This is a genomic window from Erwinia tasmaniensis Et1/99 (assembly GCF_000026185.1).
Taxonomy (GTDB): Bacteria; Pseudomonadota; Gammaproteobacteria; order Enterobacterales; family Enterobacteriaceae; genus Erwinia; species Erwinia tasmaniensis.
Genome location: NC_010694.1, coordinates 2,434,190 through 2,453,401, shown reverse-complemented (window position 1 = coordinate 2,453,401; position 19,212 = coordinate 2,434,190). Strand labels below are relative to the sequence as shown.

The 19,212-nt window shown below is 55.7% G+C and carries 18 protein-coding genes; 6 read left to right on the top strand and 12 right to left on the bottom strand.

The window, feature by feature from the left end:
• Positions 1-71: 71 nt before the first annotated feature.
• The gene (locus ETA_RS11980; protein WP_012441888.1) at positions 72-545 is read left to right on the top strand and encodes a YbjO family protein; all 474 of its coding nucleotides are present in this window, start codon (positions 72-74) and stop codon (positions 543-545) included.
• A 62-nt stretch (positions 546-607) separates the two neighbouring features.
• On the opposite strand, the gene ETA_RS11975 is transcribed toward ETA_RS11980, so the two are convergent.
• The 6 genes from ETA_RS11975 to ETA_RS11950 form a co-directional block, all read right to left on the bottom strand.
• Positions 608-1,339: an arginine ABC transporter substrate-binding protein gene (locus ETA_RS11975; protein WP_012441887.1), complete on the bottom strand. Its 732-nt coding sequence runs from the start codon at positions 1,337-1,339 to the stop codon at positions 608-610.
• A gap of 93 nt (positions 1,340-1,432) precedes the next feature.
• Positions 1,433-2,101, bottom strand: a complete 669-nt coding sequence (gene artM, locus ETA_RS11970; RefSeq protein ID WP_012441886.1) for an arginine ABC transporter permease ArtM — start codon at positions 2,099-2,101, stop codon at positions 1,433-1,435.
• Positions 2,101-2,817 carry an arginine ABC transporter permease ArtQ gene (gene artQ, locus ETA_RS11965; RefSeq protein ID WP_012441885.1) on the bottom strand — a complete coding sequence of 239 codons (717 nt, stop codon included), beginning with the start codon at positions 2,815-2,817 and terminating at the stop codon, positions 2,101-2,103. The genes artM and artQ overlap by 1 nt, the downstream gene beginning before the upstream one ends.
• A gap of 3 nt (positions 2,818-2,820) precedes the next feature.
• Entirely contained in the window at positions 2,821-3,552 is a 732-nt protein-coding gene (gene artJ / locus ETA_RS11960) for an arginine ABC transporter substrate-binding protein (protein ID WP_012441884.1), read from the bottom strand.
• A 15-nt stretch (positions 3,553-3,567) separates the two neighbouring features.
• The gene (gene artP, locus ETA_RS11955) at positions 3,568-4,296 is read right to left on the bottom strand and encodes an arginine ABC transporter ATP-binding protein ArtP (protein ID WP_157861801.1); all 729 of its coding nucleotides are present in this window, start codon (positions 4,294-4,296) and stop codon (positions 3,568-3,570) included.
• A gap of 199 nt (positions 4,297-4,495) precedes the next feature.
• Positions 4,496-5,026: a lipoprotein gene (locus ETA_RS11950; RefSeq protein WP_012441882.1), complete on the bottom strand. Its 531-nt coding sequence runs from the start codon at positions 5,024-5,026 to the stop codon at positions 4,496-4,498.
• A 100-nt stretch (positions 5,027-5,126) separates the two neighbouring features.
• Here ETA_RS11950 and ETA_RS11945 point away from each other — a divergent pair, with 100 nt between their 5' ends.
• Entirely contained in the window at positions 5,127-5,450 is a 324-nt protein-coding gene (locus ETA_RS11945) for a heavy metal-binding domain-containing protein (RefSeq protein ID WP_012441881.1), read from the top strand.
• A complete protein-coding gene (locus tag ETA_RS11940; protein WP_012441880.1) occupies positions 5,450-6,292 on the top strand; it encodes an N-acetylmuramoyl-L-alanine amidase in 843 nt (280 codons plus the stop codon). Before ETA_RS11945 ends, ETA_RS11940 begins: the two co-directional genes overlap by 1 nt.
• A gap of 91 nt (positions 6,293-6,383) precedes the next feature.
• Here the strand turns inward: ETA_RS11940 and poxB are convergent, their stop codons facing one another.
• Positions 6,384-8,105, bottom strand: a complete 1,722-nt coding sequence (gene poxB / locus ETA_RS11935; RefSeq protein ID WP_012441879.1) for a ubiquinone-dependent pyruvate dehydrogenase — start codon at positions 8,103-8,105, stop codon at positions 6,384-6,386.
• A gap of 173 nt (positions 8,106-8,278) precedes the next feature.
• On the opposite strand from poxB, the gene ETA_RS11930 reads away from it, so the two are divergent.
• The 3 genes from ETA_RS11930 (at position 8,279) to clpA (ending at position 12,912) form a co-directional block, all read left to right on the top strand.
• On the top strand, positions 8,279-9,931 hold the full coding sequence (locus ETA_RS11930) for an ATP-dependent nuclease (protein WP_012441878.1): 1,653 nt from the start codon (positions 8,279-8,281) through the stop codon (positions 9,929-9,931).
• A 355-nt stretch (positions 9,932-10,286) separates the two neighbouring features.
• Positions 10,287-10,607, top strand: a complete 321-nt coding sequence (gene clpS / locus ETA_RS11925) for an ATP-dependent Clp protease adapter ClpS (protein WP_012441877.1) — start codon at positions 10,287-10,289, stop codon at positions 10,605-10,607.
• Between the two features lie 28 nt (positions 10,608-10,635).
• Positions 10,636-12,912, top strand: coding sequence for an ATP-dependent Clp protease ATP-binding subunit ClpA (gene clpA, locus ETA_RS11920; RefSeq protein WP_012441876.1), 2,277 nt, complete (start codon positions 10,636-10,638; stop codon positions 12,910-12,912).
• Between the two features lie 180 nt (positions 12,913-13,092).
• Here the strand turns inward: clpA and infA are convergent, their stop codons facing one another.
• The 5 genes from infA to trxB all read right to left on the bottom strand — a co-directional run bounded on the left by infA (position 13,093) and on the right by trxB (position 19,003).
• Complete coding sequence (infA, locus tag ETA_RS11915; RefSeq protein ID WP_002211347.1) at positions 13,093-13,311, bottom strand: translation initiation factor IF-1; 219 nt, start codon at positions 13,309-13,311, stop codon at positions 13,093-13,095.
• A 360-nt stretch (positions 13,312-13,671) separates the two neighbouring features.
• Positions 13,672-14,364 carry a leucyl/phenylalanyl-tRNA--protein transferase gene (aat, locus tag ETA_RS11910; RefSeq protein WP_012441875.1) on the bottom strand — a complete coding sequence of 231 codons (693 nt, stop codon included), beginning with the start codon at positions 14,362-14,364 and terminating at the stop codon, positions 13,672-13,674.
• 30 nt (positions 14,365-14,394) lie between these two features.
• The gene (gene cydC / locus ETA_RS11905) at positions 14,395-16,125 is read right to left on the bottom strand and encodes a heme ABC transporter ATP-binding protein/permease CydC (protein WP_012441874.1); all 1,731 of its coding nucleotides are present in this window, start codon (positions 16,123-16,125) and stop codon (positions 14,395-14,397) included.
• Positions 16,122-17,891 (bottom strand): heme ABC transporter permease/ATP-binding protein CydD, encoded by a 1,770-nt coding sequence (cydD, locus tag ETA_RS11900; RefSeq protein ID WP_012441873.1) that lies wholly within the window; start codon positions 17,889-17,891, stop codon positions 16,122-16,124. Before cydD ends, cydC begins: the two co-directional genes overlap by 4 nt.
• Positions 17,892-18,037: 146 nt before the next feature.
• The gene (trxB, locus tag ETA_RS11895) at positions 18,038-19,003 is read right to left on the bottom strand and encodes a thioredoxin-disulfide reductase (protein ID WP_042959004.1); all 966 of its coding nucleotides are present in this window, start codon (positions 19,001-19,003) and stop codon (positions 18,038-18,040) included.
• Positions 19,004-19,212 lie beyond the last annotated feature (209 nt).

The window sequence follows — 19,212 nt, the reverse complement described above, 5'->3', positions numbered from 1 at the left end:
GGGCGGAACAGCACTGATGTAGAGCCCTGAAAAGGCGGTTGCACCATCAGGAAATCGTGGGGTAGGGAGTTATGTCACAGATATCTGGAGAGAGTCAGGCGTTGTTCAGTGGTACGAATTCTGTCCCGGTCACGGTGTGGATCGCCGGTTGTTCCATCATTGCCACCCGCTGCCTCGGCGTTCTGCTACTGGCGAACGAACTTGGCTATGAGGAGCTGCTGAATCTTATCCATCGTAGCGCCCAGGCCTGGGGATCGACGCTGATTTTTATCGCCAGCCTGCTGGTGTGGTTGACAGAGCTGCGCAGCGCGATTGCCCTGCTGCGTGGACATAACTGGGGCCGATGGGTTTTTCTCACCACCCAAGTGCTGGTGCTGGCGTATATGTTTTCCGCCTCGGCAGGCTGGATTTATCCTGAGCTGTTCAGCATCGTCAGGGAACATGATGCTCAAATACTGCCTTCGCTGTTGCTGGACAAATCTCCTGACCTGCTGGTGCTCCTGCTGCTGTTCGTTCCGGCGAGCAGTCGGCGCTTTTTTCGCTAACCGACCGATGCTGGCCGCATAGAGGGGGCAGCCTTTACGGCCGCGCCCATCCGTGACGCAGATTACTGGGGGAACCAGCGCTGATTCAGCTTTTCGATAGTGCCATTAGCTTTCAGCACGTCAAGCGCCGCGTTAAACTCTGCCAGCAGCGCGGCATTGTCTTTGCGCACCGCAATACCGACCCCAGTACCGAAGAAGTCGCTGTCGGTAATATGTTCACCGACACTCGCCAGGTTCGGATTGGTTTTCAGCCAGGCGCCCACTACCGCGCTGTCTCCCAGGATACCGTCCAGCCGGTTATTTTTCAGGTCGAGAATAGCATTCTGATAGCTGTCGTAGGCAACGGTGACGATCTCCGGGTGTTTTTCCTGTAGGTATTTCTGGTGCGTGGTGCCATTTTCAACCCCCACACGTTTCCCTTTCAGCTGATCCACGCGGGTGAATTTGCCCTGTTGCGCAATGATAATCGCCGAATTCGCGTAATAGGGCTGGGTGAAACTGACCTGCTTGCTACGCTCGGCGGTGATATCCATACCGGAGATGACCGCGTCATAGCGGCGGAATTTAAGCGCCGGTACCAGGCTGTCAAAAGGATTGTTGGTAAAGCTGCACTCGGCCTTCATCTGTGCGCACAGCGCGTTAGCCAAATCGATATCAAAACCGACGATTTGATTTTCGCTGTTTAAGGACTCAAAAGGCGGGTAGGTTGCCGATGAGGCAAAACGAATTTTTTCTGCGGCCTGGGTGCCAAAGGCGGCGCTGGCGAGCAGGGCGGCCAGAATGACTTTTTTCATCTTCTTAGTTCCTTGCGGTCGTATTGTTCGGGCGGTGATGACGATCGTCAGCGAATGATTGCGGTGATCAACCCATTTTCTGCGGGTAGTGGATCAGGTACGGCGTTCAAAGGCCAGCGCCCGTCGTTCGACCAGCCGCATCAACAGGGTCAGCAGACCGTTAACGCAGAGATAGATCACGCCAGCGGCAGCAAATACGCTGATATCGTAGGTGCGTCCGTACAGCAGCTGTCCGTGGCCCATCACCTCCATTAGCGTGATGGTGTAGGCCAGCGAGGTACTTTTAAACACCAGCACTACCTCGTTGGAATAGGAGGAGAGCGCCCGTTTCAGCGCGTAGGGTAGCAGGATGCGCAGCTGTTCTTTGCGGCCCATACCCAGCGCGGCGCAGGCCTGCCATTGCCCGGACGGGATGGCGCGTACCGCCCCGTGAAACAGTAATGTGGTATAGGCGGCGCTGTTCAGTGACAGCGCCAAAAGAGCGCACAGCCAGGGTTGTGACAGCAGGCCCCATAGCCAGGGAATGCTCTGGATCGCCGGGAACTGCCCCGGGCCGTAGTAAATCAGAAAGATCTGCACCAGCAGCGGAGTACCGGTAAACAGCGTGATATAGCCACGGGTTAACAGGCTCAGCACCGGCACTTTCAGCGCCAATACCACGGTGAAGATCAGCGCTAACACCAGGGCCAGGGCCAGCGAAGCCAGGGTGAGCGACAGGCTGGTGTGCAGCCCCTTCAGCAGTTCAGGAAAATAGCTCAGCATCAGGCATCTCCTCGCTCAAAGCGCGTGGTTCGCAGCTCAATGCGTTTCAGCACCTGCTGGCTGAACAGGGTGATTAGCAGGTAGATAGCCGCGGCAACCACATACCAGGTGAAAGGCTCCTGGGTGCGTGTGGCGATACTTTTGGTCTGTAGCATAATGTCGTTTACGCTGATCAACGACACCAGCGCGGTATCCTTCAGCAACACCAGCCACTGGTTGCCCAGGCCGGGCAGCGCATGACGCCACATCTGCGGCACGATCAGGCGCACGAAAATGGCAGATTTTTTCATTCCTAACGCCTGGCCCGACTCCCACTGGCCCTGGGGCACCGCCTTCAGCGCGCCTCGTAGGGTTTGAGAAGCGTAAGAGGAGTAGAGGATCGCCAGCGCGATCACCCCGCAGAGGAAGGGGCTGACGTCAAAATTCTCAATATTGACCTGCACCGGGATCTGTACCAACGCCAGATTAAGGGTGAAACCATCCGACAAGGTCAGCAACAGCTGCGAAGCGCCGAAATAGATGAACAGCACGACGAGGATTTCCGGTAAGGCACGAAACAGCGTAACCAGACCGGTGCCCACCCATGCCAGTGGACGCCAGCGTGCAGATTCCCAAACGGCAAACACCATCGCCAGCATTAATCCGGCAATCAGGGCGCAAACGGCCAGCCCGACGGTCATGCCGGCGGCGCTGGCGAGAGTGTAAAATTCGTTCATTAATTACTGCTGAAACCACTTGCTGTAGAGAGTTTTATAGGTACCGTTGGCTTTCACTTTATCCAACGCCGCGTTGAGCTTGCTCTGCAGCTCGCTATTGCCCTGACGCACGGCAATGCCGAGGCCGTTGCCGAAATACGTTTTGTCAGTCACTTTTTCACCCAGCGGGGCCAGCTCCTGATTATTCTTCAACCATTCGTTGACCACGGCGGTGTCACCGAATACGGCATCGATACGGCCATTTTTCAAATCGAGAACGGCATTCTGATAGCTGTCGTAAGGCACCACTTTGACATCCGGCAGCTTCTCGCCAATGTATTTCTGGTGCGTGGTTCCGTTTTGCACGCCAACACGCTTGCCTTTCAGCGCATCCATATTGGCCAGTTTGCCTTTCTGGGCAATAAACAGGGCGGAATTGTCGTAGTAAGGCTGGGTGAACAGCACCTGTTTTTCACGCTCTGGGGTGATATCCATTCCTGACATCACCGCATCAAAGCGACGGAATTTCAGGCTGGGGATAAGGCTGTCAAAAGCCTGGTTGGTAAAGGTACAGTCGGCGTCAATTTCGTGACACAGGGCATTTGCCAGGTCGACATCAAAGCCCTGAATTTTATTATCCGCATCAATAAATTCGAACGGAGGGTAAGAGGCTTCGGCGGCGAAGCGAATGGTCTGGCTGGCGCCTGCGCTCAGACTGAAACCCGCTAACAGTGCTGCAATGACAATTTTATTCATCGTTATATCCTGCAATCAGTGCGAAAGATAATGTGCAAACGCCTCGGTTTGCGGCTGGTTAAAGCGGCTGTTATCACCCTGCTCTACGATGTAACCGTTTTCCATGTATACCACGCGGCTGGCGGTTTTACGCGCCACTTCCACCTCATGGGTCACGATTACCTGGGTAATATTGGTCTGCGCCAGCTCACGGATAATGCTGACGATCTGAGCGGTGATTTCGGGGTCAAGTGCGGCGGTAGGTTCATCAAACAGCAGCACGGCCGGTTCCATCATTAGCGCTCGTGCGATGGCAACACGCTGCTGTTGCCCCCCCGACAGATGCAGTGGATACCGATCGGCGAAGGGGGTCAGACGCAGCCTGTCCAGCAGCTTTTTCGCCCGTTCATGCGCCTGTGCTTTGCTCAGGCCCAGCACGCGGCAGGGGGCTTCAATCAGATTGTGTGTGACGGTCAGATGTGGCCAAAGATTATACTGTTGAAATACCATGCCGACATTTTGCCGCAGTTCGCGAACGGCGCTGTCAGCAGGGGGTTTACTGAAATCAAAGTTGTTGCCAGCAATGGAAAGCGTACCGGACTGCGGCATTTCCAGCAGGTTTAACACGCGCAGGAGGGAGCTTTTGCCGGCACCGCTCGGCCCGAGCAATACCAGCGTCTCGCCCTCCGGGCAGGTTAGCTGAATGTCAAAAAGCGCCTGGTGGGCACCGTAAAAGCAGTTAATAGCGTTTAGTTGAATACTCATGCGCATAAAGTGAATAGCAATTGATGGCGCAAATCTTAACGCCGACAGAATAGTTATGCAATCATCGTGCGTTAAAATTTATTTTTGTTGGCAGAAAGAGTGAAGCGTAGCACATCATAGCGCGTTCTGAAGTCTCTTAGTCGCCATCCGTCGTGGTTATTCAAATCTGCGCGCCGCACAACAGGCACGCAGAAAACCCTTATTTTGACAGTCGCTGATAAAGAGAACCGTTGGCTAAATGCGGATGAGCGCCAAGATAGCGCACGTCATCCAGCACCCAGCAGTTTCCTTCGCGTACCATTAAGACTTCATCCTGCCACTCGCTGCTGCCGTGTTCTAACGTCACCCGCAGAGGAATATTGCGGGCATCGCGGTTAGGAATGGTCGATGAGTTGGCAACGCTGGCGTGTGTGGCTCCTTCACGGGCGCTGGAAAAAATATCACCGCTCAGCGAGGCGCTTTTCTGGCCGTCTCGCCGTAGGCCATCGAGTGACTGATACAACCTGTCGCTGAAATAAGGACGGTATTTCGCCAGTAGCTGCGCATCCGGTACGCCTGATGAAGGCTGTTGCTCATGCAGATCGTAGAACTGCTGCGCCACGCTGTCCGGGCCGCCAGCAACGCATGCACCGAGGCGTGAGCCGGCGTCCTTATAGGCAGGCTCCACGGCAGTACAGGCGCTTAGTAGCAGGGCCAAAGGCACTATGGCGGCGAAAGGCGTGTATTTCATTCTGATTTCCTTATTGTTATCAGCGGGTGTGCATTATCATTGAGTATAGTCACTCAGCTTAACCCTGAGAACCCAACCCGTTTTGCACAAGGAGATCGGTATGAAATTTTCCACAACCCCCACGCTGGAAGGCCAGCAGATAACCGAATACTGTGGCGTGGTAACCGGCGAGGCAATCCTCGGCGCAAATATCTTCCGCGACTTTTTTGCCGGGATCCGCGATATCGTCGGCGGGCGTTCCGGCGCTTATGAAAAAGAGCTGCGTAAGGCGCGTCAGATTGCGTTTGCCGAACTGGAAGAACAGGCTGAAGCGCTGGGCGCTCAGGCGGTGGTGGGCATTGATATTGATTATGAGACCGTTGGTAAAGACAGCAGTATGCTGATGGTCAGCGTCAGCGGTACTGCGGTTAAACTGCGGCACTAATGCGTCCTCTGTCCGTCACACGGCCGCTGTGGGTGCTGTTAACCCTCTTCCTTTTTACCTCAATAACCCCGCAGGGGCTTCAGCCGCAGCACGGGTATATGGTGGATACCCGGCAGGAGGCTTTCGGTGCGCGTCCGCGCATTAAGGTGCTGGTTATTCACTATACGGCCGGAGATTTTTCGCGTTCGCTTAACGTACTGACCGATCGTAGCGTTAGCGCGCACTATTTGCTCCCCGCCGCGCCGCCGAAATATGACGGCCAGCCGCTGGTGTGGCGGCTGGTGCCAGAGTCGATGCTGGCCTGGCATGCGGGGGTCAGCTTCTGGCGCGGTGCCACCCGGCTGAACGATACTTCTATCGGTATTGAGCTGGAAAACGCAGGCTGGAAGCGGACTAACGCCGGCGTGGACTGGGCGCCGTTTCCCGATGGGCAGATGGCGGCGCTGTTGCCGCTGATGCGTGATATCGTGCAGCGTTATGGCATCAGCCCGCAGGACGTGGTGGCGCACAGCGATATCGCGCCGCTGCGCAAGCAGGACCCCGGGCCGCTGTTTCCCTGGCACTGGCTCGCCGCGCAGGGCGTCGGCGCCTGGCCTGATGATGACCGCGTGGCGTTTTATCTGGCCGGACGGCCGGTTAACCAACGGGCAGACAAGGTGAAGCTGCTGGGCCTGCTGGCGACCTATGGCTACGAAGTGCCTACGCAGATGCAGCCGTATCAGCAGCAGGCGCTGATTACGGCATTTCAGATGCACTTTCGTCCGACAGATTATCGCGGCGTGGCGGATGCTGAAACGGAAGCTATTGCCGCCGCGCTGGTGGAAAAATACGGTGAGCAGTAGAAATTTGACGGACGGTGAGCGTAGCGCGGTACAAGGCCCGCGCTTCGAGCGGAGCGACGCCGCCGCGTCCGTCATATCGCCCTGAACCCTGTTACCGCAGCCAGTTGGTTTTAGCCAGATCGATCACCTCATCGCCGCGACCGCTAATGATCGCCCGCAGCATATACAGGCTGAACCCTTTGGCCTGTTCCAGCTTTATCTGCGGCGGCATGGCTAACTCGTCGGTCGCGGTGACCACGTCAACCAGCACTGGGCCATCGTGGGCCAGCGCCTCGCGCAGCGCTTCATCCAGCTGAGATGCCCGTTCCACGCGAATGCCCTTCACCCCACAGGCGTTGGCAATGGCGGCAAAGTTGGGGTTGTTCAGCTCGGTGCCGTCGGTCAGATAGCCGCCCGCCTTCATCTCCATCGCGACAAACCCCAGCACGCTGTTGTTAAACACCACGATTTTCACCGGCAGTTTAAGCTGCGCCAGCGACAGGAAATCCCCCATTAGCATGCTGAAACCGCCGTCACCGCACAGGGCAATCACCTGGCGCTGTGGGTCAATCGCCTGGGCGCCAATTGCCTGCGGCATGGCGTTGGCCATAGATCCGTGGCTGAAAGAACCTATCAGACGCCGCCTGCCGTTCATTTTCAGATAGCGCGCGGCCCACACGGTCGGCGTTCCGACATCGCAGGTAAAGATGGCGTCCTCACTGGCATGTTGACTGATTTGTTGCGCGAGATACTGCGGATGGATCGCCTGATTATCGTTGGCGGTGGCCAGTGAATCCAGGTCTTTGCGCGCCTCAACATAATGCTTCAGGGCTTTATCGAGGAACTTACGCTCGGTTTTCACCGTCAGCTGCGGCAGCAGGGCGCGAGTGGTGGTTTTAATATCGCCCACCAGCGCCATATCAACGTGGCAATGGCTGCCAATGCTGCCGGGATTGATATCGATCTGGATGATTTTCGCTTTCGGCGGATAGAAAGCGCGATAAGGGAACTGGCTGCCGAGCACCAGCAGCGTATCGGCATTCATCATGGCGTGATAGCCGGAAGAAAAGCCGATCAGGCCGGTCATCCCGACGTCATAAGGATTATCGTATTCTATGTACTCTTTGCCGCGCAGCGCATGTACGATCGGCGCTTTCAGGGTTTCAGCCAGTTTGACCACTTCGGCGTGAGCACCGGCACAACCGCTACCGCAGAGCAGGGTGATTTTCTCGGACTGATTAAGGGTCGCCGCCAGACTGGCCAGCTCATCGGGCACCGGCTGCACCTGCGGCAGTCGTGGTGGATACCAGTCTGGGGTGGCATCTTCAGGTGCCGGCTGTAGCGCCACATCACCGGGTAACACCACCACCGACACGCCCCGATTAAGGATCGCTTTACGCATTGCAATGCCCAGCACCTGTGGTAGCTGTTCCGCACTGGACACCAGTTCGCAATAGTGACTGCACTCACGGAACAGCTCCTGAGGGTGCGTTTCCTGGAAATAGTTACTGCCGATTTCACTTGAAGGAATATGCGCCGCGATAGCCAGTACCGGAACATGGTTGCGGTGGCAGTCGAAAAGACCGTTAATCAGGTGAAGATTACCCGGTCCGCATGAACCGGCGCAGACCGCCAGTTCGCCTGTCATATGCGCTTCTGCCCCAGCGGCGAAAGCAGCCACCTCTTCATGGCGGGTGGGCATCCATGCAATGGTGCCCATTTGGTTCAGGCTGTCGCTCAGGCCGTTCAGCGAGTCGCCGGTGACGCCCCAGATACGTTTAACGCCGGCGCTTTCCAGCGTTTTTGCTACCAGTGATGCAACGGTTTGCTTCATGCTTTTCTCCTCAGTTAAGGCATTATCCTTCAGCCGGAAGGGATAAGTTGCTGCACAAGCATAGTTCAGGTTAACGCCTGCGGGGATAGTGGTATGAAACAAGCCGTTTCTCCTTGACCCTGCGCCTGCTGCCAACCATTCTCAATATATGAAAGAGGGAGGCAAAGGCAAAAATGATCCTGGAAAAAATCGCCGTTAGCGGATTTCGTGGCATTAACCGGCTGTCTCTTAAGCTGGAAGAAGACAACGTTTTAATCGGCGAAAATGCCTGGGGGAAATCCAGCCTGCTGGATGCGTTGACGCTATTATTGGGGCCTGGAGAACTTTATCAATTCAGCGCCGGGGACTTTCATTTTCCGCCGGGCGATGCCCACCGGCGCGAGCGCAATATCCATATCCGTTTTACCTTTCGTGAGTACGAGGCCGGACAGCGCCAGGCACCGCGCTATGCGGCGTTTAGCGGCCTGTGGCAGCGGGGGGAAGGGGGCGCTTATCAACTCTGTTATCAGGTGCAGGGTGAACTGCTGAAGGAAGGCACGGCGATCACCCGGCACCAATTTCTCGACGCTCGCGGTGAGGTACTGGCGGGAGAACGCGCCATGCTGGTCGACACGCTTAAGCGCCTGCATCCGGTTCTGCGCCTGCGCGATGCGCGGTTTAACCGCCGCATGCACCTTGAGCCTACGCAGCACAGCGACGAGGCCGGCTTTAATGCGTTGGCAGAGCAAATTGATACCCTGACGCGTGATTTGCAGTCACGCCCGCAAAACCTGACCGACAGCGCACTGCGTCAGGGATTGACGACCATGCAACAGCTGCTGGAGCACTATTTTTCACTGCATCAACCGGCCGCAGCATCACAAAGCGGTCGTTTATCTCACCAGTTGGCCTCCCGCAGCGGCTGGCGCTACCTGGATAATATCAATCAGCTGATAGCCGAGGCGGATAGCCGCAGTCGCAAAGTGATCCTCCTGCGCATGTTTGCGCTGTTGGTACAGGTGAGAGGGGCGCATCAGCTTGATCCCCAGGCGCGTCCGCTGTTGCTGATTGAAGATCCGGAAACGCGTCTGCACCCGATTATGCTGGCGGTGGCGTGGGGGTTGCTTAACCTGCTGCCGTTGCAAAAAATCACCACCACCAATTCTGGAGAACTACTGTCGCAGGTTCCGGTGGAACAGATCTGTAGGCTGATCCGTGAGCCTGAACGGATTGCCGTCTGGCGTATCGGCCCCGGCGGTATGAGCGCTGAAGAGAGCCGCCGTATTGCTTTTCATATCCGCTTCAACCGCCCTTCTTCGCTCTTTGCCCGCTGCTGGCTGTTAGTCGAGGGCGAAACCGAAGTCTGGGTGATGAATGAACTGGCGCGCCAGTGCGGCCATCATTTTGCTGCTGAAGGGGTAAAGGTCATTGAGTTTGCCCAGTGTGGTCTGCGGCCGTTGCTGAAGTTTGCCGTGCAAATGGGCATTGAATGGTATGTGCTCACCGATGGCGATGAAGCAGGAAAAAAATATGCCGCCACCGCCCGTAGCCTGCTGGAGGGGGAAGACGAACAGCAGCATCTGACACAATTACCCGCACTGGATATGGAGCATTTCCTGTACAGGCAGGGATTTTCTGAGGTTTATCATCGTTTCGCCCGGTTGCCCTCTGGTGCAGCAATGAATATGCGGCGGATTATCGCTAAAGCGGTTCACCACTCATCAAAACCTGAGCTGGCGATTGCCGTGGCGATGGAGGCGGCAGAAAGGGGAACGGAGGCGGTGCCGGTTTTGCTGCGTAAAATGTTTGCCAGGGTACAGTGGTTGGCGCGTGGCAGAGCGGATTGAGCGCTGGTCTTAAGGTGGCTGATTTACGTTTTGCAAAGGATGATCGGACGGCACTTGAAATCGGCACACCACCACCCATATTGATCAAAGCGGCCCTGAATATCAGGTCAGGGCCTGGCCAGAGACGCAGCACGGCAAGCGATCGCCGCGCAGAGGTAAGCAAATGAAGGGCGATGTCTCGGAAAAAAGCATCTATATTTAAGGCAGTTAAAGCTTCTGCGCGTTCACGGATAAAGGCCACTGTTGACGGTGCCGCAACACCATCTCAACCACCCTGTATGACATATTGTTCTGGTTATTCCTGGCCTGAATGATGTTAGTCTGACGAAAGTTATGCTAAGCACACTGGATAAATATGGGAAAGACTAACGACTGGCTTAATTTTGAACAGCTTGCGGACGATAAAGTCCGTGAAGAGCTTAAGCCGCCATCAATGTATAAGGTTATTTTGAACAATGACGATTTCACCCCTATGGAATTTGTTATTGACGTTCTGCAAAAGTTCTTTTCTTATGATATTGAACGTGCAACGCAACTGATGCTTACCGTTCACTACCAGGGCAAAGCGATTTGCGGTGTTTTCACCGCCGAAGTGGCAGAAACCAAAGTCGCTCATGTGAATAAGTATGCCAGGGATAATGAGCATCCGTTGCTATGTACGCTGGAAAAAGCCTGAAAAAGGCGATCTACTGTGAGAGGTGCCTATGCTCAACCAAGAACTGGAACTCAGTTTAAATATGGCTTTCGCCAGAGCGCGTGAGCACCGTCATGAGTTTATGACCGTCGAACATCTGTTACTGGCCCTGTTGAGTAACCCGTCGGCCAGAGAGGCACTGGAAGCCTGTGCGGTGGATATCGTGGCATTACGTCAGGAGCTTGAAGCCTTTATTGAACAAACCACCCCGGTTCTGCCGGCGAGCGAAGAAGAGCGCGATACGCAGCCCACGCTGAGCTTTCAGCGCGTGCTGCAACGTGCGGTTTTCCATGTGCAGTCGTCGGGCCGCAGCGAAGTGGCCGGCGCCAACGTCCTGGTTGCTATTTTTAGCGAACAGGAGTCGCAGGCCGCCTATTTGCTGCGTAAACATGAAGTTAGCCGCCTTGACGTCGTGAACTTTATTTCTCACGGTACGCGTAAAGATGAGCCTGGCCCGGCATCGGGTGCAGAAAATCCTGTTAATGAAGAGCAGGCAGGCGGGGAGGAACGTATGGAAAATTTCACCACCAACCTCAACCAGCTTGCCCAGGTCGGAGGGATCGACCCGCTGATTGGCCGCGATAAAGAGCTGGAACGTACTGTACAGGTACTCTGCCGCCGACGTAAAAATAATCCGCTGCTGGTCGGTGAGTCCGGCGTGGGTAAAACCGCGATTGCAGAAGGGCTGGCCTGGCGGATTGTGCAGGGCGATGTGCCGGAAGTGATCAAAGAGTGCACCATTTATTCGCTGGATATCGGCTCGCTGTTGGCCGGGACAAAATATCGCGGCGATTTTGAAAAGCGCTTCAAAGCCCTGTTGAAACAGCTGGAGCAGGATAAAAATAGTATCCTGTTTATTGATGAAATTCACACTATCATCGGTGCGGGTGCGGCTTCTGGTGGCCAGGTGGATGCGGCAAACCTGATTAAACCGCTGCTATCGGGCGGTAAAATTCGCGTAATGGGTTCTACGACCTATCAGGAATTCAGCAATATCTTTGAGAAAGATCGTGCTCTGGCACGCCGTTTCCAAAAAATAGATATTACTGAACCCTCCATCGATGAAACGGTACAGATCATTACCGGCCTGAAGCCGAAGTATGAAGCGCATCACGATGTACGTTACACCGCGAAAGCGGTGAGAGCGGCGGTGGAACTGGCGGTGAAGTACATTAACGATCGCCATCTGCCCGATAAAGCGATCGATGTTATCGACGAGGCCGGGGCGCGTGCGCGTCTGATGCCGGTCAGCAAACGCAAGAAAACCATCAACGTGGCGGATATTGAAACCGTGGTGGCGCGTATTGCCCGCATCCCGGAAAAGAGCGTTTCGGCCTCCGACCGTGATTCGTTGAAAACGCTGGGTGATCGCCTGAAAATGCTGGTGTTCGGACAGGACAATGCAATTGAAGTGCTGACCGAGGCGATCAAAATGAGTCGTGCCGGGCTGGGGCAGGATCGTAAACCGGTCGGCTCTTTCCTGTTTGCCGGCCCAACCGGGGTCGGGAAAACCGAAGTGACGGTCCAGCTGGCGAAAGCGTTGGGCATCGAGCTGCTGCGTTTTGATATGTCCGAATATATGGAGCGCCATACCGTCAGCCGTTTGATTGGTGCACCTCCTGGCTATGTGGGCTTCGATCAGGGCGGTTTGCTCACAGATGCGGTGATCAAACATCCGCACGCGGTGGTGCTGCTGGATGAAATTGAGAAAGCGCATCCTGACGTATTTAATCTCCTGTTGCAGGTGATGGATAACGGGATGCTGACCGATAACAACGGCCGTAAGGCGGATTTCCGCAACGTGGTGCTGGTCATGACCACTAACGCCGGAGTACGTGAAACCGAGCGCAAATCAATTGGCCTGATCCAGCAGGATAACAGCACGGATGCAATGGAGGAGATCAAAAAAATCTTCACGCCTGAATTCCGAAACCGTCTGGATAACATCATCTGGTTTAAACACCTTGACCAGGCTGTTATTCACCAGGTTGTCGACAAGTTCATTGTTGAACTGCAGGCGCAGCTTGATGCGAAAGGCGTTTCGCTGGAAGTAAGCGATGATGCGCGCGACTGGCTGGCAGAGAAGGGCTACGACAAGGCGATGGGTGCCCGCCCTATGGCGCGTACCGTACAGGAAAACCTCAAGAAGCCGCTGGCCAATGAACTGCTATTTGGTTCCCTCGTTGATGGCGGCTCGGTCTCCGTGGCGCTGGATAGAGAGAAAAACCAGCTGACCTACCACTTCCTGAGCGCGGAGAAGCGCAAGGCTGAAGGTACGGTCCATTAACTCATCGAAATAACGGCAAAACGCCTGGCGAGATGATATCTCGTCAGGCGTTTTTTTTCGCTTTGCGCCAGAGGCCAGCCGTGATGATGAAAATGCCCTGAAGAAAAGGCCGGACAGTTTCCTGTTCGGCCTTATTATCAGTGTTGCAGTATGTACGGCAGCACGGTGGAATGGGGCAAATTAGCGACTACGGAAGACAATGCGGCCTTTGCTCAGGTCGTACGGGGTCAGCTCTACAGTGACTTTGTCGCCCGTCAGGATGCGGATATAGTTTTTGCGCATTTTACCGGAGATATGAGCGGTAACTACATGACCGTTTTCTAATTCAACGCGGAACATGGTGTTAGGTAACGTATCCAGTACGGTACCCTGCATTTCAATATTGTCTTCTTTGGCCATCGAATCCTCTAGGTGGACTACCTTAGTTTTGAACCGGCAAGATAATGCCGAATTTCACGTATTAAGTAAACAATTGCGGGTGAATTCACCCACATCAACCCCTCTTGCGCACGCCAGGCGCAGACGAGTTACGAATAAATCTGGAGTTAATAGCGTCAGCGTGGGGGAACAGCGGGCTAAGAATCTGTTTAACTATGCTGTAAGCGCACGATTAAAAACAGTTCTGACAAGGTGCGTTGCGATTCTCAACCTGGTATTCCGCATCACCATCTTGTACCGGTGAAAGGCGGACGACATACCAAACGCGCATATTATATCACTGTTCTTATGACCTTGCGTGGAAAACATCAGAAGATTGCACTAAAAAAGCCGCTGCGGGCTCCAGCATTCAGAGGAAAGTGGCCGAAAGGCGAGGGAATGAAGATAGGACAGATAGCTGGCGCGCGGGATTTCCTGCGCACCCAAAGACTGGGTATGAGGGTTCAGCACCTGGCAATCAATCAGTTTACCGCCCTGTTGCAGAAAATATCGACTGAATACCAGTAGTGCGGTCTTTGACGCATTCTCGCCCTGGCTGAACATGGATTCGCCGCAAAAAATCTGCCCCAGTGCCAGTCCATACATGCCGCCAACCAGCTCCTCGTCTTGCCAGACTTCAATCGAATGTGCATGGCCAAGCTCATGCAGGCGCTGCCAGGCCAGCTTGACTTCATAAGTGATCCAGGTTCCTTCCTGACGATCGCTGGCGCAACCTTCGATCACCTGCCGGAACCGTTGATTCAGAGTCACACGATAGGGCGATTTCTGGTGGAAACGCTTCATGCTGCGGCTGAGGTGAAAATGCTGCGGCAACAGAATCGCGCGTGGATCGGGTGACCACCAGAGGATCGGATCGCCCGCCGCAAACCACGGAAAAATGCCGCGGTGGTAAGCGTTAAGCAGCCGCTGGGGGCTGAGGTCGCCACCCATTGCCAACAGGCCGTTCGGTTCCCGCAGCGCCCTGTCAGGCGGCGGAAAGTTGAGCGATTCGTGAGAGAGTTGGGCTAGCCGCATCGGGATATACTCATCGGTACGAGATAATGACTATAGCGCAAAGCGCTGAAGAAATGTCCAGTAGCGCCCCTGTTTTGTGATGAGTTCCTCGTGATTTCCCTGCTCAATCAGCCGCCCGTCATCCAGCACGCAAATTTGGTCAAAGTGCGTCAGTCCCCGGAGCCGGTGGGTGACCATAATCAGAGTTTTACCAACCGCGACTTTACGCAGCAGGGTGAGGATCTGCCGCTCGGTTTCCGCATCCAGCCCCTCGGTAGGCTCATCCAGCAACATCAGGGGAGCATCCTTCAGTAACACACGTGCCAGGCCAAGACGGCGTAACTCTCCGCCGGAAAGCTGGCGGCCACCTTCACCCAGCCAGGCATCAAGGCCCTGACCGTTATCCAGCAGTTTCTCCAGCCCCACCTGGCGCAGCGCGTCACAGAGCTTTTCATCGCCCGCCGTCGGCGCGGCTAATAGCAGATTATCCCGCAGGCTGGCGGTAAAGAGATGCACGCGCTGGGTAACAACGCTGATGCAGGAACGCAGATCGGCCTCACTCCAGGCGTGCAGCGGACGATCGTTTAGCATAATGCTGCCGCTTTGCGCATCCCATGCGCGGGTAAGCAGCTGTAGCAATGTCGACTTGCCGCAGCCGGTGCGCCCCAACAGGGCGATATGCTGTCCGGCGGCAATATCAAGGGACAGATTTTTAATGGCGAACGGGCCTTCATCATAGCGGAAGCTAACGTTCTGCAGGCTCAGGCTCGCCGTATCCCATTGTGCCTGTGGCGCATTGGCGTCAAACATGACCTGTGGCGGCTGGGTAATAATTTCAGAAACGCGCTGCGCTGAAGCGATAACATGGCCAAGATGCTGGAATGCGGTTGCCACCGGGGCCAGCGCCTCGAAGGCGGCTAGCGCGCAGAAAACAAACAGGGCAATATATGCACCGGGGTGGGCATCGCCGCCGATACCGCCGGCGCTTAGCCATAATATCAGCGTCACGGCGATGCCGCCCATTAGCATCACCAGCCCCTGAGATATTCCGGTCAGACTGGCCTGGCGCTTTTGGGCGGTCAGCCATGACGCTTCGGTTGCGTCCATACCCTGACGGAAACGGATGGCACCACCATAAAGGTTGAGCTCCGTCTGCCCGCGCAGCCAGCTGGTCAGACTGCCACGATACTCCGCGCGCAGGCGGGTCAGCGCAGCACCGACCGGCAGCCCGGCGCGATAAAACACCGGCGGCAGCAGCAGCAGAGTCAGCAGCATCAATCCTCCGAGGGTAAGCGCTAACCGGCCGTCCAGCCAGCTCAGCCCTGTGGTGACCACCATCAGGACGACCAGCGCGCCAACCAGAGGTGAGATCACCCGCAGGTAGAGATGATCCAGCGTATCGACGTCTGCAACCACGCGGTTAAGCAGATCTCCCTGGCGGAAGCGGGCGATACCCGCCGGCGATAGCGGTAACAGCTTGCTGAAAGTGAACACCCGAAGGTGTTGCAATACGCGGAAAGTCACATCATGACTGACCAGCCGCTCCAGATAACGGGCAACGGTACGGGTGATGGCCGCCCCGCGCACGCCGGCGGCGGGCAGCATATAGTTAAAGCTATAAATGCCCGCCACGCCGACCAGCGCAGTGGCGGCAAGGAACCAGCCGGAGAGTGTCAGCAGGGCAATGCTGGCCAGCAGAGTGACCGCCGCCAGAAGGATGCCACAACACAGCCGCAGACTGTGACGGCGATAGAGTTTCAGAAATGGCAGCAGAGTTTTCATTCGAGCGATCCTCCACGTAGGGCTAACAGTTCGGCAAAGGGGCCGGGATGATTTACCAGCACTTCCCAGCTTCCCTGCTGTACAATGTTGCCGTCACGCATGAGCCAGATTTCATCCCACTGCGCGAGCCGGTCCAGCTGGTGGGTGATAAGCAACGTCGTTTGTGCTTTAGATGCCTTCAGCAGCGCGCGGTTAACGTGCTGCTCGCTGTGCGCATCCAGGCTGGCATCGGGTTCATCCAGTAGCAGTAGCTGGCAGGGCTTCATCAGCGCTCGCGCAACGGCTACGCGCTGTGCCTGGCCGACCGACAGCGTAGCGGCCTGATCTCCGGTGTCACTATCAAGGCCTGCGGGCAATCGTGGCAGAAACTCGTTTACCCCTGCGAGCTCAAGCACCTGCTCCAGACGCGACTCATCATAACTGACGCCGGGCAGTATATTCTGCCGCACGGTTGCCGCCGGCAGATGCGGGTTTTGCCCCACCCAGGCGAGCTGCTGCTGCCAGTGGGGCAGAGCGATATCGCGCAGCTCCGTGCCATCAATCAGTAGTGAACCCTGGTAGGGCAGGTTACCGAGTAGCAGATTGATTAATGAGGTTTTGCCAGCACCACTTTGTCCGACCAGCGCGACACGCTGCCCGGCGCGCAACGTGAAGTTCAGCGGGCCTGCCAGCTGCTGCCCGTCTGCGGTCAATATCGTCAGGTCGGTGGCCACCAGGCTAAAACCGTCTTCCAACCGTGGCGTTAACTCCCCTCGCTGTACCGCGGCCGTTTCACTCTCTTCAAGGAAGGTTTGCAGCACGTCGGCTGCGCCAACGGCCTGCGCTTTAGCATGGTAAAAGGTACCAAGATCGCGCAGCGGTTGATAAAACTCTGGGGCGAGGATCAGCACCAGGAAGCCTGCAAACAGCGTAACCGGGCCGTTGTAGTGACCGAAATCAAAGATGCCAAGATAGGAGAAGCCAAAATAGACGGCGATCAGCGCAATGGAAATTGAAGCAAAAAATTCCAGCACCGCCGAAGAGAGAAACGCCATTCGCAGAACTTCCATAGTGCGCAGACGGAACTGCTCCGAAGCGCTAGCGATGGTGGCCGTTTCCGCCCTGGCCCGATGAAACAGACGCAGCGTATCCAGCCCGCGCAGGCGGTCGAGGAACTGTCCGCTAAGACGAGACAGGGCCAGAAAATTGCGGCGGTTTGCATCAGCGGCGCCCATACCTACCATGGCCATAAACAGCGGAATAAGCGGGGCAGTCGCCAATAACATCAAGGAGGCGACCCAGTTCACCGGAAGCAGCACCAGCAGTACCATTAGCGGGATCGCCCCGGCGAGCATCATTTGAGGCAGATAGCGGCCATAATAATCCTGCATATCTTCGATCTGCTCCATCAGGAGCGTGGCCCAACTTCCGGCCGGTTTGCCCTGAATCCAGGCCGGGCCAAGATGCGCAAGGCGATCCAGTACCTGCTTGCGCAGCGCCTGGCGGATGGCCTGACCGGTTTTGAAACCTACCTTTTCACGCAGCCATGCCAGCAGCGCGCGCCCGGCGAAGCAGGCCAGCAGCATGTAGAAGTAGGCCAGCAGGCCGTTACGCGGCTGCTGGTCAACCAGCAGAGCCTGCAACAGCGTGGCCAATAGCCAGGCCTGAGCAAGGATCAACAGAGTGCTCAAAATACCTAGCAGAAATGAGAGACGCAGCCAAAGCTGGCCGTGCACGCTCTGACTCTTTAGCCAGCGGGTGAGAAGTTGTTGCCGTGTTTTGTTCATCTGTTGCCGTATTGCCCTGACGTAAACAGTAGACAGGCAAAAGCCTGGAAAGGTTGATATAAAGCCAGGGGATGGTACAACGCGGAGGGTAAAAAGGCGACAATTGCTCGTCGCCTTGGGTGTAATTCGCTCAGAGTTTTAACAACTTACTGATTATTTTTAACCAGACCGTCAAGGTAGCGTTCAGCATCAAGCGCCGCCATACAGCCCGTACCGGCAGAGGTAATGGCCTGGCGATAAATGTGGTCCATGACATCCCCTGCGGCGAACACGCCAGGGATACTGGTTTGCGTCGCGTTACCGTGAGTGCCTGACTGCACCTTGATATAACCGTTTTCCAACGCCAGCTGACCGTCAAAAATAGCCGTATTCGGGCTGTGTCCGATGGCGACGAACAAACCGGCAACGGCGAGGTCTTTGCTCCGGTCATCTTTAGTGGAACGCAGGCGCAGGGCGCTTACGCCCATCTGATCGCCCAGCACTTCGTCCAGCGTGTGGTCGGTGTGCAGCACGATGTTGCCGTTTTTCACCTTTTCATTCAGGCGATCGATCAGGATTTTCTCTGCGCGGAAGCTGTCGCGACGATGGATCAAATGGACTTCAGCCGCGATGTTGGCAAGGTATAGCGCTTCTTCTACCGCCGTATTCCCCCCACCGATCACCGCAACTTTCTGATTGCGATAGAAGAAGCCGTCACAGGTGGCGCAGGCGGAAACGCCACGTCCTTTGAACTCTTCTTCTGAAGGCAGGCCGAGATAGCGTGCTGACGCGCCGGTAGCGATAATCAGCGCATCGGCGGTGTACTCACCTTCGTCACCGATCAGGCGAAAAGGGCGGTTTTGCAAATCGACGCTGTGGATATGATCGAAGATTATCTCGGTATTAAATTTCAGCGCATGTTCCTGCATACGCTCCATCAGCAGTGGGCCCGTTAGATCGTGCGCATCGCCCGGCCAGTTTTCGACGTCGGTCGTTGTGGTGAGCTGGCCCCCTTTTTCTAATCCGGTGATCAGTACCGGATTCAGGTTAGCGCGAGCTGCATAGACGGCAGCGGTGTACCCAGCGGGGCCGGAACCCAATATCAGTAACTTACTGTGTTTAGCCGTGCTCATGAGACCCTCATTATTTAACTGGCAAACAGATATGAGGATTGTAGGGAATTTGACGAGGCAAAAAAAGCATTCTGCGATTTTGTTAACAATTAATGAAAAAGCTTGCGCCAATCAACCGCAGAAGCAGGCCAGACACGGGCTAAAAAAAGATCGTCCGCCTTTTTGGATGGCAGCGAATTAGTTGTGAAATTCTCATTTAAAACAGACAG